Here is a 13,936-nt window from a genome sequence, read left to right on the forward strand (position 1 = left end):
TTTAAAATAGTGTAAAACCTATGGGTAACCCATAGGTCAAGCGTGCGCGTCAGCATCAGTCAAAATAACTAAAACACTGATTTAAAACGGTCGTGCGACTAATGTATAAGCAAAAAACAAAATAAAACGCTCGTTTGCACTTGAACCGAACCCGTCATTGGGCGAAAACTGAGGTGTAATAACGACGCAGGTGGATGGCTGAGTCCGCCGGATCATAGGAAGAGAGGCCCACAATGCATAATAACTTCAAGAAAGTAACCCTAGCGGCCGCGGTTGCAGCAGTTACCTTTGCAAGCCAAGCTAACGCAGGCGGATATCAGATTAACGAGCAGAGCGTCAGTGGGCAGGGGTATGGCCATGCGGGACGTAGCTCAAACGTACACGATGCTACGATTGTATTCGGTAACCCGGCAGGTATGTCGTTCCTTGACCGTGCCCAAATTACGGCAGGCGGGACGTACCTAAATGTAAATAGCTCTATCTCTAATGCACAGGCATCGCAAAGTAGCCCTGCTATTGCGCAAGCAACCGGGGGTATGACAGATACACTTCCTGTCTCAGGTACCAACGATGGTGATATGGTGCCAGGAACGCTAATTCCGTTCGCTTTTTATGCACATCCTGTTAATGAACAGCTGGCGTTTGGTTTTGGTGTTTACGCTCCTTTTGGTTCGAAAACCGACTATGAAGATGGCTTTATGGGGCGTAACCAAGGCAACTACACCGAGGTGCGAGTCATTAGTGCTCAACCTACTGTTTCCTACCGTTTTAATGAGCAGTGGGGCGTGGGCGTTGGTATTACTTATAACCGTGTGAATGGCGAACTGCACCGCCAAGTGCCGACAGTAACGCCGCTTGGCCTGACCGAAGTGGATTCGCGGGTGGAGGGTGATGATGAAGCCTGGGGCTATAACCTGGGGGTGATTTATCAGCCTGTGCCGGAAACAACCTTTGGTTTAACTTACCGTTCAAAGGTTGACTACACGCTCGAAGGTGACTTTACCGCAAGCTCTCCTGTACTTGATGAGTTAGGTATAGGCACCATTACAGATGATGCCTCTTTAGATCTAACCACACCTGAAACGGTCAACTTCTCGCTCACCCAGCAAATGAGTGACGACCTTAAGCTTATGTTCGGTGCTTCCTGGGCGCGCTGGAGCCGGTTTGATCAGATTCTCGTGAGTGGCGTAGAGCGTGATGTGATTACTAACGAGCAGCAGAACTACTCAAACGCTTGGGCCTTTTCAACGGGTGGTGAGTATCAGCTAACGCCTGCACTGGCACTGCGTGCTGGTGTAACGCTGGACTTCACGCCAACCCAGGATGCCACCCGTAGCGTGCGTATTCCTTCAGACGACCGCCGTATCTTCTCAATTGGCGCAGGCTGGAGCCCAACACCTGATCTTACATTAGACTTTGCGTACTCTTATCTGACAGAGCGTGGCACATCTGTTGATCAGTCCAAAACAGATCCGCTTGTAGAGCAACAGGGCATACCTAGTGTTACCTCTAACTACTCTGGTGACTACAAAAACGAAGCCCATGGTTTCGGTGCCCAGCTGACCTATCGGTTCTGATCCGCGGTTCGCGCTTACTGTTCGATTTTCGTGACCTACTGACCCGGCCTCGGCCGGGTTTTTTACGTGGCGAACGCCGCCTAGGGTGGGTGCGGTGGGCGCTGGGTTTCGTTACAATGCTTGCCAGAATTTCGCCGCTGGGATAGCTCGGGGAGGTGTTTAGCACCAAACCATGAGCTGCCCCAGCGGCGCCTGTCTCTTTTAAGCTGCGTTTTAACGCGCGTGAGACCCCGCTATTTACTGACCAAGGCTAGAGTGATCCATGTTGGAAACCAACCCGATTCATAACCAGATCAAGGACCTGTCTGAGCGGACAGACGTTCTTAGGGGGTATCTTTGACTATGCCGAGCGTAAAGATCGGCTAGAAGAAGTGTCCCGCGAACTTGAAGATCCCAATGTTTGGAACGACCCAGACTACGCCCAGAAGCTGGGTAAAGAGCGCGCCTCCCTTGAAGCGATTGTGGCGACCATCGACGAGCTAGACCAGGGCCTCGCGGATAGCCGCGACCTGTTAGAACTCGCCGAAATGGAAGAGGATGAAGCCACCGTTGAGGAAGTGCGTAAAGAGCTGGGTGGCCTGCAGGGCGCTCTGGAAAAGCTTGAGTTTCGCCGTATGTTCTCGGGAGAAATGGACGAGAACAACGCCTACCTGGATATTCAATCGGGGTCCGGTGGCACCGAAGCCCAGGACTGGGCCAATATTTTGCTGCGTATGTACCTGCGCTGGGCAGAGAGCCACGGCTTCAAAACCGAGATCATCGAAATTTCCCCAGGCGAAGTGGCGGGCATCAAATCGGCGTCGCTGCATATCCAGGGCGACCACGCCTTTGGCTGGCTACGCACGGAAACCGGCGTTCACCGCTTAGTGCGCAAAAGCCCGTTCGACTCCGGTGGCCGCCGTCACACCTCGTTTGCGTCGGTGTTCTTGTCTCCTGAAATCGACGATAGCTTCGAGGTTGAGATTAACCCATCCGACCTGCGTGTCGATACCTACCGCTCCAGCGGCGCTGGTGGTCAGCACGTTAACACCACCGACTCGGCGGTACGGATTACCCACGAACCCACCGGAATTGTGGTGGCATGCCAGAATCAGCGTAGCCAGCACGCCAACCGCGATTTCGCCATGAAGCAGTTGAAGGCGAAGCTGTGGGAACACGAGATGCAAAAGCGCAATGCGGCCAAGCAGGAGGCGGAAGACTCCAAAGCCGATATCGGTTGGGGCAGCCAAATTCGCTCTTACGTATTGGACGATCAGCGCATTAAAGACCTGCGTACCGGCGTTCAGTCCAGCAACTGCGACAAAGTGCTCGACGGCGATTTAGACCAGTTTATCGTCGCCAGCCTGAAGCAGGGTTTGTAATCTTTTTAGCGTTCGAACATGAATAGGGTGCCCGATGGCTAACCAAGACGCGTCTTCTCTCGATAATGAAAATCACCTGATCGCCGAGCGCCGTGCCAAGCTGGCGGCCCGCCGTGAGCGGGCGGCCGAGCAGGGCAAGAGCGCTTTCCCGAACGATTTCCGCCGCGACAGCCTCACCGTCGAGCTGCACAACTTGCTGGGCGAGAAAGACAAAGCCGAGCTGGAAGCGTTGAACCACCCAGCGTCGGTGGCCGGTCGTGTGATGCGCAAACGCGGTCCTTTCATTGTGATTCAGGACGTGGCGGGCCAGATCCAGCTCTATGTGGATAAAAAGGGGCTGCCGGAAGACGTGCTGGAAGACATCAAGGGCTGGGACATCGGCGATATCGTCGCCGCTCGTGGCCCAGTGCACAAATCCGGCAAGGGCGATCTGTACGTCATGATGGTCGAGGCGCAGCTGCTGACCAAGAGCCTGCGTCCGCTGCCGGACAAGTTCCACGGCCTGACCGATCAAGAAGCCCGCTATCGCCAGCGCTACGTGGACCTGATCATGAACCCGCAGTCGCGTAAGGTCTTCGAGACCCGCGCAGCGGTGATCAGCTCCATGCGCCGTTTCTTCGAAGCCCGTGGCTTCATGGAAGTGGAAACGCCGATGCTGCAGCCAATCCCCGGCGGCGCGGCGGCGCGCCCGTTCATCACTCACCACAATGCGCTGGATATCGATATGTACCTGCGTATTGCGCCGGAGCTTTATCTGAAGCGCCTGGTGGTGGGTGGTTTCGAGAAAGTGTTCGAGATCAACCGCAACTTCCGTAACGAAGGCTTGTCCACGCGGCACAACCCCGAGTTCACCATGGTGGAGTTCTACTGGGCCTACGCGGATTACCGCGACCTTCTGGACATGACCGAAGCCATGCTGCGCACCGCGGCGCAGGAAGTGCTGGGCACTACTACGATCACGTACCAAGGGGCCAGCTACGATTTCGGCCAGCCCTTCAAGCGTCTCACCCTGCGCCAAGCGATTCTGGATCACGGCGACGGCATCACCGACGCCGAGCTGGACACCCTGGATGCTGCCCGTGCTGCGGCAGAAAAGCTCGGTATCAAGGTCAAAGAGAGCTGGGGGCTAGGTAAAGTCCAAACCGAGATTTTTGAAGAAGTGGCGGAACACAAGCTGGACCAGCCGACGTTCATCACCGAATACCCGGCCGAAGTCAGCCCGCTGGCGCGTCGTAACGATGCGGACCCCTTCGTCACGGATCGCTTCGAGTTCTTCGTCGGTGGCCGCGAGATCGCCAACGGCTTCTCGGAGCTGAACGACGCCGAAGACCAAGCAGAGCGTTTCCGCGAACAGGCGGCCGAAAAAGACGCCGGTGACCTGGAAGCCATGTACTATGACGCCGACTACGTGCGCGCCTTGGAGTACGGCATGCCGCCGACGGCGGGCGAGGGCATCGGCATTGACCGCTTGGTGATGCTGTTCACCGACAGCCCCTCCATTCGAGATGTGCTGCTGTTCCCGGCCATGCGTCCAGAAGTGGATTGACGCTCAACTGGGCGGGTTGCGGACGAAAAGTTGGTAAGGGCGCGATTTAGCGCCCATAATGGTCAACGTTTCGACGGCGAGGAGAATCCCATGAAACTGCTAAATCGCTCTGCCCTGAGCGTCAGGCCGACCCAGACCTTCGTGGACTGGATCAATGCGCTCGAACCCACCATGGGAGACGACGACCTGACCCTGGACGACGTCGAACGTGAAAGTACGGTATACCTGATCCCCGAGATGGATACCCCAGAGGCGTTGGAGACGTTCGTGCGTGAGCGTCACGTAGAAATCCTAGAGACCGAGCTGCGCGCTTGGGAAGAGGATGAGCGTCAGTGGCCAGAAAAACTCGATTGGTCGCTGTTTCAGGACTTCCTGCGCGTGGAGCACAGCTATCTCGCCATCGACCTGGACGACGAAACGGCTCTGGAAATCTCGGATGTTGACGACGCACTGCTGCTCGACAACGAACAAGATTAGCGTGCTATTATTTTTAGCATGAGCGCACTGTAAAACCGGCTTCGGCCGGTTTTGCCGTTTCAGAGGGTGTTGTTCAGGAATTCATCACCATGCGACTGTTTGAAACTCGCCCCGGCGACGATGGGCTGCCCGGGCCTGAGCGTTTGTTGGCCGTGCTGGCGCTAGTGACCGGCACGCTGATGGCGGTAGTCGATACCACCATGATCAATTTGGCCTTGCCGACCATCGCGGCGGACCTAGACGTCTCGGCATCCCGGGCGGTGTGGATCACCAATCTCTTTCAGGTCGTCTGTGCGGCCTTTTTGCTCGTGTTTGCCGGAATCAGCGAGTTGATCACTCGCCGACGGCTGTATCTGTTTGGCTTGGCCACTTTCGTGCTGGCGGCACTCGGTGCCGCGCTGTCGCGTAACCTCGAAACGCTGCTCGTTTTTCGTGCGCTGCAGGGCTTGGGCGCGGCGGCCACGCTCTCCATCGGGCCGTCGCTCTATCGCGCTATTTTTCCCTCTCGGCTGCTTGGCAGCGCGCTGGGGCTGAGCGCTCTGGTCGTGGCTGGCGGCTATGCCGCAGGCCCCACGCTCAGCGGTGTGATTCTCTCGTTCGTGGAGTGGCCGTGGCTGTTCGCGCTCAACCTGCCGCTGGGGCTCTGCTCACTCTGGCTGGCGCGACGCGCACTGCCGAAAGAGACGCCGCGACAAGGCAGCTTCGATACGCTGGGGGCGCTCTACTCGATGCTGATGCTGGCGAGCTTTTTTATCGCCATGGACGCCGTGGGACACGCCGCTCCGGTGTGGCAGAGCGGCGGTTGGGGGCTACTGGCAGTGGCAGCCTGCGTGCTGTTCGTGCGTCGCCAGCACCGGGCACCTTACCCGTTGCTGCCGCTCAGTGTGTTTGCCGAGAAGCGCTTTACGCTGGCGGTGTCGGCCTCCGGTTTGGCGTTTATCGGTCAAGGACTCACCTTTGTAGCGCTGTCGTTTTTCTACCAAGAACAGATGCGGTTTTCGCCTCTGGAGACGGCGTGGCTGTTCACGCCATGGCCGCTGGCGATCATGCTGGTGGGGCCCGTCGCAGGGCGCTTGGCGGATCGCGTTAACCCCAGCCTGCTGTCGAGTACGGGACTGGTCCTGCTGATCGTCGGACTGGTGGCGCTGGCGCTGGTGGACGAGAGTACGGGAGTGGTGGGTAGCCTGTGGCGGACGGCACTCTGCGGGATCGGCTTTGGGCTTTTTCAGCCGCCGAATAACCGCGAAATGATGGGCAGCCTGCCGCCAGAGCGCAGCGCCAACGTCTCCGGTGTGATGAGTACGACCCGTACGGTGGGGCAATCTTTCGGGGTGGCACTCGTAGGGGCGGCGCTGGCGCTGGGGGCGCCGATACAGGTCACGCTGTGGCTGGGGGCAGGAACGACGCTGTTGGCGCTACTGGCGAGCTTGTCTCGGGTGTCGCTGGCCCAGCGGGCGCTCATCGAGCGGCGGGCATCGTCTGTTGGGAAGTAAGGGCGTACAATAGAGGCGTTGCTGACGGAAGGAGAGTCCCATGGCGATACAGACACAAATTGAGCAAAAGTTGGCGTCGCTAACCCCAGACGTTCTCCGAGTCGAGAACGAGAGCCACATGCATAACGTGCCGGCCAACTCGGAAACGCACTTCAAAGTCACCCTGGTAAGCGATAGCTTCGACGGCATGATGCCGGTGAAGCGTCATCAGCAAATATACGCCCTGTTGGCCGACGAGCTCTCGGGCCCGGTCCACGCGCTGGCGTTACATCTCTATACGCTCCGCGAGTGGCAGGCGCGCGGCAGCGAGCGTCCCAACTCTCCCAACTGTCGTGGCGGCGGCCAGTGACCCCAGAAGTCACTCGTCGGCACTATCTGGATGCCATGGGCATTACGTCCTGGGCGTCTCGTTATCAGTTGCCCAACGCCCTGCCAACCGGCGCCTGTGAGTGGGAGGACGCACCGGCCAAAGCGGCCCCGCGCGAGCGCCTGCAGGCGTTGCTGGACGACGCCCCTGCGCCTCGCCCGCCGCGTCAAGCCGATGCCGAGCCAAACGCGTCGTCGGTGACGTCGCCTTCAGCCGTCAAAGCGCTGTTAGGGCAGGCCGTGACGGCACCTCAACCGGAAGCCGCCCCTGCGCCTGAACCGGCGGCCCGGCCCCGCGAGCGCGCCAAACCGCTGAACTTCAGTCTTTCCTGCGTCTGTCTTGGCGGGCGGTGGTTGAGTCTCTGTGAAGGCACGCTATCGGTCGTGGAGCAACAGCTGCTGGCCAATATACTGCGTGCTGCGGGCATCTGGCGCGGCGAGCTGCCGACGGTGACTCACTTCACCTGGCCACCCATGGCCACCGCTTTCGAGCCGGAAGAGCCCCTCGAAGAAGCCCAAGAGGGCGTGGCGGCGTTCATTGCCGGGGCAGCAAGTCGGCAAGGCTGGCAACTAGAGCAAGTGTTGTGGTGGGGCGCAGAGACGGCATCGCCCGACTTGGCGCGCGTCATCGCACTTGATGAAGGGCAGAGCCAAACGCTCGCGCTACCGGTTTGGCAAGGCCCCTCGCTGGCAGCGCTCATCCAGAACGCTAGCGCCAAGCGCGCGCTATGGCCCCATTTGGTGGCATTAGGCAAGCAGTGGGGTAAGGTGTGATTCGTCGGCTGAGCGCGGTCGACCGAGCGCCTTTGCTCGCGCTCGAAGCCCTCGCGCAAAGCGGCGCCAGTGGCCAGCAGCTAGAGGAGGCGCTGGCCGATGAGCAAGCGTGGGTCTTGGGGGATTGGCAGGGCGACGCGCTCGCAGGCTACGCCCTGGTCGCGAAACTACCGTTCGATGCCGAATTACAGGCCATTGGCGTGCGGCCTGATTGCCAGGGGCAAGGTATAGGGCGACGCTTGTTGGATGAGGTCATTGCCATGGCAACGGGCTGGCAAGCCGAGCGATTACTGCTGGAAGTGCGCGCCGGAAACCAGCGAGCCATTGCGCTCTATCGGCAGGTAGGTTTTCAGGAGGATGGTCGTCGGAAGGGCTACTACCCGGCCGCCAACGGCGCGACCGGGCGTGAAGATGCGCTACTGATGTCTCGAACGCTGGCTTAGGACGCGCTGCTGTCGTCCATACCGTCGAACTTGCTGAGCACACCCTGCAAACGGCGCTCCCACTCTTCGCGCTCTTGCTTTAGCTGCGCATTTTCGTTGCGCAACTCTTCGTTTTCCAGCTTCATCATCTCCAACGCCTCGACGGTGTCGGTGACTTTCTGCTCCAACTGATTGAACAACTCAAGGCTCATGCCTACCTCCAGTAACGAACGACAGGCGGCTGCCTGTCGTCTTGCCATAAAATGGATCGCGATGTTTGACGTAATGGGGCGAGCGTAACGCCGCTGTTACTTGGCGGCAAGCGCTTTACGCGGGTAACCGTCGATAGAGCCTGGCCATGCTTTCACCTGCCTGAGTTTCACGATGGAGCTGCCAGTTGGCCGGTACCGTTGGCGTCAGGCTCTGTTCGGTTTCCAAGTAGATCATCGCTTCCTTGGCTAACCATCCGTGTGCTTCTAATGCGCTGCAGCAAGACGCGGCCCATCCCTGGTGGAAGGGCGGGTCGAGAAACACCACGTCCATCGGCTGGCCTGGCGACGCGACGAACGCTAGGGCATCGGCGGTGATGACCTTGCCCTGCGCGGCTTTCAAGGTGGTGAGATTCTCACGAATATGCGACGCCACCTGGGCGTCACGCTCGACGAACGTGACCTCGGCGGCCCCCCGTGAGAGCGACTCGATGCCTAGCGCGCCGGTGCCTGCAAACAGGTCCAGCACCTGCTTGCCATAGAGGGCCTGGCCTAGCCAATTGAACAGCGTTTCGCGTACGCGATCCGGCGTGGGACGCAGGCCCGGGCGGTCGAGTACGGGTAGCTGACGGCGGCGAAAATCACCGCCGATGATGCGCAGCTTCCCTGGCGGTTTGGCTTGGCCGCGAGAGGATGTCGATGGGCGCGAGGAAGCGCGAGAAGGGCGTTGTCGTTTCATATCGCGATTGTAGCGGGCTACTTATCCAAAGTCTTGGTCTGCGGTGGTAGGATAATCCCAATGATCACCTATTTAGTCGGATGACACCTATGTTCGGTTTTTTCAAACGTAAGAAAAAGCACGACTCCCAGCAGGAGCCTCAAGACGCCCAGGAGCAGCCAGCGCTGCCGGAAGAGCCCGAAGGCGCGCCCGATACGGCGCCTGAGGCGGAGGTTTCAGCCTCGGCGACATCGCCGGCTGAGCCGCAGGAAGAAGAATCCCTCAAGCCGGCAGCGCGCGAGGACGCCGACGCGCTCGCTCAGGAGCAGTCGCCCGAGCCGGTGAATAAAGAGGATGTGCAGCCCACCGGGGTTGATGAGGACGTGACCCCGGCGCCGATGATGGATACTGTGCCAGAGCCAGAGCCAGAGCCAGAGCCAGAGCCAGAGCCAGAGCCAGAGCCAGAGCCAGAGCCAGAGCCAGAGCCCGCCGCGAAGCCAGCCCTTCAAGAGAAGCCGGTGGCGGAAAAGGGCGAAAAGAAAGGCTGGTTTGCGCGCATCAAGTCTGGTCTAGGGAAAACTCGCGCCAACCTGACCGACGGCCTGGCCGATCTGTTCCTGGGCAAAAAGCATATCGATGACGAGCTGCTGGAAGATCTGGAAACTCAGCTGCTCATGGCCGATGTGGGTATCGAAGCGACGAGCGAGATCATCGAGCGCTTGGAAGCGCGGGTGTCCCGCAAAGAGCTGAACAATCCCGAGGCGCTCTACCGTGGCTTGCAGGAAGAGTTAGCCGCGCTGCTGGCCCCCGTGTCGGCGCCGCTCAGCTTCGAGAAAGAGAGTGATGGCCCCTTCGTGATTTTGGTGGTCGGGGTCAATGGCGTTGGTAAGACCACCACCATCGGTAAGCTCACCCAGCGCTTTCAGCGCGAAGGTAAGAGCGTCATGCTGGCGGCCGGGGATACTTTCCGTGCCGCGGCGGTCGAGCAGTTGAAGGTGTGGGGCGAGCGGAACAGTGTGCCGGTCATTGCTCAGCATACCGGTGCCGACAGCGCTTCGGTGATATATGACGCGGTGGCGGCCGCCAAGTCTCGCGGCGTGGACGTGCTGATCGCCGATACCGCCGGGCGGCTGCACAACAAGAGCCACCTGATGGAAGAGTTGAAAAAAGTCCATCGGGTAATGCAGAAGCTCGATGACACAGCGCCCCACGAGGTCATGCTGGTACTGGATGCGGGCACGGGGCAGAACGCCATTTCCCAGGCCACGACCTTCAACGAAGCGGTGCCGATTAGCGGGATTACCCTGACCAAGCTGGATGGCACCGCCAAAGGCGGCATCATCTTCGCGCTGGCAAAGCAGCTCGAGACGCCGATCCGCTTCATTGGGGTAGGCGAAGGTCTGGACGACCTGCGCCCCTTCAACGCTAACGATTTCGTCAACGCGCTATTTGACCGCCAGGGAGACGATGGCCGCGCATGATTGCCTTTGAGCACGTGGGGAAGCGCTACGGAGGGCGCTTCGAGGCGCTGGCACACCTGAACTTTCGCGTCGCGAGAGGTGAAATGGTGTTTCTCACCGGCCACTCGGGAGCGGGAAAAAGTTCGCTGCTGCGCTTGATCATGCGGCTGGAAAAACCCAGCCGGGGACGCGTCGTTGTGGCCGGGCACGACATCGCCCAACTCCACGCCAGCCAGGTGCCGTTCTACCGCCGTCAGATTGGCGTGGTGTTTCAGGATCATCAGCTGTTGTTTGATCGTAGCGTGTTTCACAACGTCTCGCTGCCGCTGGACATTCAGGGGGTGGAACCCCGCGAAGCGGCCCGGCGCGTGCGCGCCGCGCTGGACAAGGTTGGCCTGTTACACCGTGAAAAAGCCTTGCCCATCGAGCTGTCGGGCGGTGAGCAGCAGCGCGTGGGCATCGCCCGCGCCGTGGTTAACAAACCCGCACTGCTGCTGGCCGACGAACCCACCGGAAACCTCGACCCCCAGCTCTCTGCCGATATCATGGCGCTATTCGAAGACTTTAACCGTATCGGCACCACGGTGATGATTGCGAGTCACGACTTGGCGCTGATCGCGCGCCTACGTCATCGAATTCTGCGCCTGCGTGATGGGCGTCTCGTAGCCGATGAGGGGGCCGTATGAAGCGCTCGACCACCCCTCGCCAAAGCGGCGCTGCTCCGCGTCCGCGCGCCGCCCGCGCGCCCGTGAAGACCGCTACGCCTACACCCGAGAAAACGCCCCGCAGCGGCGCTCGCTCTCAGCAAACGCGCGTTAGCAGTCGCCTGCGAGCGTGGGGCCGTCACCATCGCGCCATGGCGCTGGATAGCCTTTTTCGCCTGGTGCGCTACCCGCTGGGCAACTTGCTGACCATGCTGGCGATTGCCATCGCCCTGGTGCTTCCCGCAGCCCTGTGGCTGACGCTGGACAGCGCCAAGCTGCTGGACGCCGAGCTGGATGAAAGCGCATCGCTCACCGTGTACCTCGAGATGGGCGTCGACGCAGCGCAAGCGTCCCGAATCGAAGAGGCGGTGAGCGCTGATGACGGCGTGGCCAAGACGCGCATGATTAGCCCTGAGCAAGGCATGGCGGATTTTCAGCAGTCGCTGGGTATCGACGATACCCTAGCAGGGCTCGAGGACAATCCGCTCCCCGCGAGCATCGTCATTTCCCCCCAAGATGTAGAGCCCGCTGCGATGGCCGAACTGGCCGAGCGATTGGAGGGGTTAGCTGGCATCGACGAAGTCCGCGTGGATTTAGCCTGGGTCGAGCGGCTGCGCCATTTGGCGGCACTCGGCCGCCGCGTTGCGCTGGCGCTGGGCGTGCTGTTCGGTTTCGGTGTGCTGCTGGTCGTTGGCAATACCATCCGCTTGGCGGTGGAGAGTCGGCGTCGAGAAATCGAAGTGGTGATGCTGATCGGCGCGACACACGCCTTCGTGCGTCGACCCTTCTTGTACAGCGGTGCCTGGTATGGCGCGGGGGGAGGGCTCCTGGCGCTGGGGCTGTTGGCCTTGGGCAACCACTGGCTATCGTTGCCAGTGGCCGCGCTGGCGGCCAGCTACGGTGCCAGCTTCAGCTTGCCGCAGTTGGACGTGACAGGCTCTACAATTCTGCTATCTTGCAGTACACTACTTGGCTGGCTGGGCGCTTGGCTTGCCGTCACGCGTCATCTGTCCAGTATTCGCCCGCGCTGAGCCGACGCCTGCACCGCTGTCATCATAGAGTTACATGCAGCGTCTAGACTCGATACCCTGTGTCATGCGGGCAACCACGGGGAATATCTACCCCCGTTGGTCGATGCAGTGTTGGCATCGGTCATTTGAACCTTAGGCTTCGACTAAGGTCTTAAGCGTTAATGCAAGACGTTTGGCAGCACGTATTCACGTCACGCCAGCACGTCAACCACGATAGGTTTTAAGGGAGACCACCTGCACATGAGCACTAGTCTTCTACCGGTGGGACAGCTTTCGCCAGGTAACGACCTGGGAGGCTATATTCAAGCGGTGAATGGCATCGCTGTGCTGAGCGTCGAGGAAGAGCGCGAGCTAGCGTTCCGCCTCTACGATGAGGGCGATCTGGAGGCAGCGCGCCGGTTGGTGCTGTCGCACCTGCGGTTTGTGGTGCACATTGCCCGCAGCTACTCAGGCTACGGCCTGCCGCAAGCGGACTTGATCCAAGAAGGCAACGTAGGCTTGATGAAAGCCGTGAAGCGCTTCGACCCGAATCAAGGGGTGCGCTTGGTGTCGTTCGCCGTGCATTGGATCAAAGCCGAGATTCATGAGTTCGTGCTGCGTAACTGGCGTATCGTCAAAATCGCCACCACCAAGGCGCAGCGTAAGCTGTTCTTCAACCTGCGCAGCGCGAAAAAGCGTTTGGCATGGCTGAACAACGACGAGGTCGATGCAATTGCCAAAGACCTCGACGTGAAGCCGGAAGTCGTGCGCGATATGGAAGGCCGCCTCTCGGCATTCGATGCCGGGTACGATGCGTCGCCCAGCGACGACGAAGAGAGCACGTACCAAGCGCCAGCGTACTTCCTCGACGATGCCTCCGCCGACCCGGCAACGCAGCTCGAAGATAGCGACTTCGAAGAGGACTCCACGCGCCGTCTTCAATTGGCGCTCAAAGGGCTGGATGAGCGCTCGCGGGATATTCTGCAGCGCCGCTGGCTCACCGACGATAAAGCCACGCTGCACGATTTGGCCGATGTGTACGGCGTTAGCGCCGAGCGTATTCGCCAGCTCGAAAAGAACGCCATGAAGAAGCTTCGCCAGAAAATGGGCGACGCGGCGATCGCAGCGTAACGCTGAGTCGTCACGATAAAAAACGCCCCGACGGTTCGCACCGCCGGGGCGTTTTCGTTTGCCTCGTTCGTCTGTCACGTCATGCAGGTTGGGCCGTGGCCCGTAACAGCTGGCCCGAGATCAGCGTCCACTGGTCGTCCCAATACTCGGTAGGTAGCCGCTTGAAGTCGCTGCGTACGTATTGCGAAATACGCCCCTCGGCCTGAGCGATCAATAAATTGGCGGCGGCCGAGGCGGAAATGCTGGTGCGCAGCCCTTCGCGCAGCTCGGCTTCACGGAGCACCTGCTTGAGCTGGGTCTCTAGGCGCTCGAAGAGCTGGTGTACCCGCTGGCGCAGTCGAGCGGTCTCTCCGGTGAGCACATCGCCTCCCAGTACCCTGGCAAGCCCAGGGTTCTTCTCGGCAAACCCAAGCAGGAGCGAGAGAATCGTTCCGCAGCGGGTGGTTGCGTCGGGAATATCATCGAGAATGCGGGTGATTCGGGCGAAAATGCTCTCTTCGATAAAGTCGATCAAGCCCTCGAACATGCGCGCCTTGCTGGGAAAATGGCGATACAGCGCCGCTTCGGAAACGCCCACTTGGCGCGCCAGGGCAGCCGTGGTGATGCGTTTACCGCTATCCTCTTCCAGCATGATGGCCAGCGCCTGCAGTATCTGCTCGCGGCGGCGAGGTTTGCGATCGTCACTCAT

Annotated in this window: 15 protein-coding genes; 12 read left to right on the plus strand and 3 right to left on the minus strand. The window is 59.9% G+C overall.

The window, feature by feature from the left end; genetic code table 11:
• Nucleotides 1-233: 233 nt before the first annotated feature.
• The 8 genes from AB6K10_RS05710 to rimI all read left to right on the plus strand — a co-directional run bounded on the left by AB6K10_RS05710 (nt 234) and on the right by rimI (nt 8,037).
• Nucleotides 234-1,577 carry an OmpP1/FadL family transporter gene (locus AB6K10_RS05710; protein WP_253027648.1) on the plus strand — a complete coding sequence of 448 codons (1,344 nt, stop codon included), beginning with the start codon at nt 234-236 and terminating at the stop codon, nt 1,575-1,577.
• Nucleotides 1,578-1,839: 262 nt separating this feature from the next.
• Nucleotides 1,840-2,938 (plus strand): peptide chain release factor 2 gene (gene prfB / locus AB6K10_RS05715; protein WP_137093709.1). Its coding sequence is split into 2 segments (ribosomal slippage): nt 1,840-1,914 and nt 1,916-2,938, totalling 1,098 coding nucleotides; the frame shifts between segments, so codons are not numbered across the junction.
• Nucleotides 2,939-2,972: 34 nt separating this feature from the next.
• Entirely contained in the window at nt 2,973-4,484 is a 1,512-nt protein-coding gene (gene lysS, locus AB6K10_RS05720; protein ID WP_253019131.1) for a lysine--tRNA ligase, read from the plus strand.
• Between the two features lie 90 nt (nt 4,485-4,574).
• The gene (locus AB6K10_RS05725; RefSeq protein WP_062359457.1) at nt 4,575-4,961 is read left to right on the plus strand and encodes a hypothetical protein; all 387 of its coding nucleotides are present in this window, start codon (nt 4,575-4,577) and stop codon (nt 4,959-4,961) included.
• Nucleotides 4,962-5,050: 89 nt separating this feature from the next.
• Complete coding sequence (locus AB6K10_RS05730) at nt 5,051-6,454, plus strand: MFS transporter (protein ID WP_339118155.1); 1,404 nt, start codon at nt 5,051-5,053, stop codon at nt 6,452-6,454.
• A gap of 40 nt (nt 6,455-6,494) precedes the next feature.
• Nucleotides 6,495-6,803, plus strand: a complete 309-nt coding sequence (locus tag AB6K10_RS05735; RefSeq protein WP_339118156.1) for a BolA/IbaG family iron-sulfur metabolism protein — start codon at nt 6,495-6,497, stop codon at nt 6,801-6,803.
• Nucleotides 6,800-7,594: a hypothetical protein gene (locus AB6K10_RS05740; protein WP_339118157.1), complete on the plus strand. Its 795-nt coding sequence runs from the start codon at nt 6,800-6,802 to the stop codon at nt 7,592-7,594. Before AB6K10_RS05735 ends, AB6K10_RS05740 begins: the two co-directional genes overlap by 4 nt.
• The gene (rimI, locus tag AB6K10_RS05745) at nt 7,591-8,037 is read left to right on the plus strand and encodes a ribosomal protein S18-alanine N-acetyltransferase (protein ID WP_339118158.1); all 447 of its coding nucleotides are present in this window, start codon (nt 7,591-7,593) and stop codon (nt 8,035-8,037) included. Before AB6K10_RS05740 ends, rimI begins: the two co-directional genes overlap by 4 nt.
• Here rimI and AB6K10_RS05750 read toward each other — a convergent pair.
• Both AB6K10_RS05750 and rsmD read right to left on the minus strand, forming a co-directional pair.
• A complete protein-coding gene (locus AB6K10_RS05750) occupies nt 8,034-8,228 on the minus strand; it encodes a cell division protein ZapB (RefSeq protein ID WP_159340955.1) in 195 nt (64 codons plus the stop codon). The two genes, rimI and AB6K10_RS05750, sit on opposite strands and share 4 nt — an antisense overlap.
• A 115-nt stretch (nt 8,229-8,343) precedes the next feature.
• Entirely contained in the window at nt 8,344-8,964 is a 621-nt protein-coding gene (rsmD, locus tag AB6K10_RS05755; protein WP_159340958.1) for a 16S rRNA (guanine(966)-N(2))-methyltransferase RsmD, read from the minus strand.
• 89 nt (nt 8,965-9,053) lie between these two features.
• On the opposite strand from rsmD, the gene ftsY reads away from it, so the two are divergent.
• The 4 genes from ftsY to rpoH all read left to right on the plus strand — a co-directional run bounded on the left by ftsY (nt 9,054) and on the right by rpoH (nt 13,248).
• Nucleotides 9,054-10,424, plus strand: a complete 1,371-nt coding sequence (gene ftsY, locus AB6K10_RS05760) for a signal recognition particle-docking protein FtsY (protein ID WP_339118159.1) — start codon at nt 9,054-9,056, stop codon at nt 10,422-10,424.
• The gene (gene ftsE / locus AB6K10_RS05765; RefSeq protein ID WP_159340963.1) at nt 10,421-11,089 is read left to right on the plus strand and encodes a cell division ATP-binding protein FtsE; all 669 of its coding nucleotides are present in this window, start codon (nt 10,421-10,423) and stop codon (nt 11,087-11,089) included. The genes ftsY and ftsE overlap by 4 nt, the downstream gene beginning before the upstream one ends.
• On the plus strand, nt 11,086-12,138 hold the full coding sequence (gene ftsX, locus AB6K10_RS05770) for a permease-like cell division protein FtsX (protein ID WP_159340965.1): 1,053 nt from the start codon (nt 11,086-11,088) through the stop codon (nt 12,136-12,138). The genes ftsE and ftsX overlap by 4 nt, the downstream gene beginning before the upstream one ends.
• A 240-nt stretch (nt 12,139-12,378) precedes the next feature.
• Nucleotides 12,379-13,248 (plus strand): RNA polymerase sigma factor RpoH, encoded by an 870-nt coding sequence (gene rpoH / locus AB6K10_RS05775; RefSeq protein ID WP_339118160.1) that lies wholly within the window; start codon nt 12,379-12,381, stop codon nt 13,246-13,248.
• A gap of 79 nt (nt 13,249-13,327) precedes the next feature.
• On the opposite strand, the gene slmA is transcribed toward rpoH, so the two are convergent.
• Nucleotides 13,328-13,936: a nucleoid occlusion factor SlmA gene (gene slmA, locus AB6K10_RS05780; protein ID WP_159340969.1), complete on the minus strand. Its 609-nt coding sequence runs from the start codon at nt 13,934-13,936 to the stop codon at nt 13,328-13,330.

This window comes from Halomonas sp. BMC6 (assembly GCF_964204995.1).
Classification (GTDB): domain Bacteria; phylum Pseudomonadota; class Gammaproteobacteria; order Pseudomonadales; family Halomonadaceae; genus Vreelandella.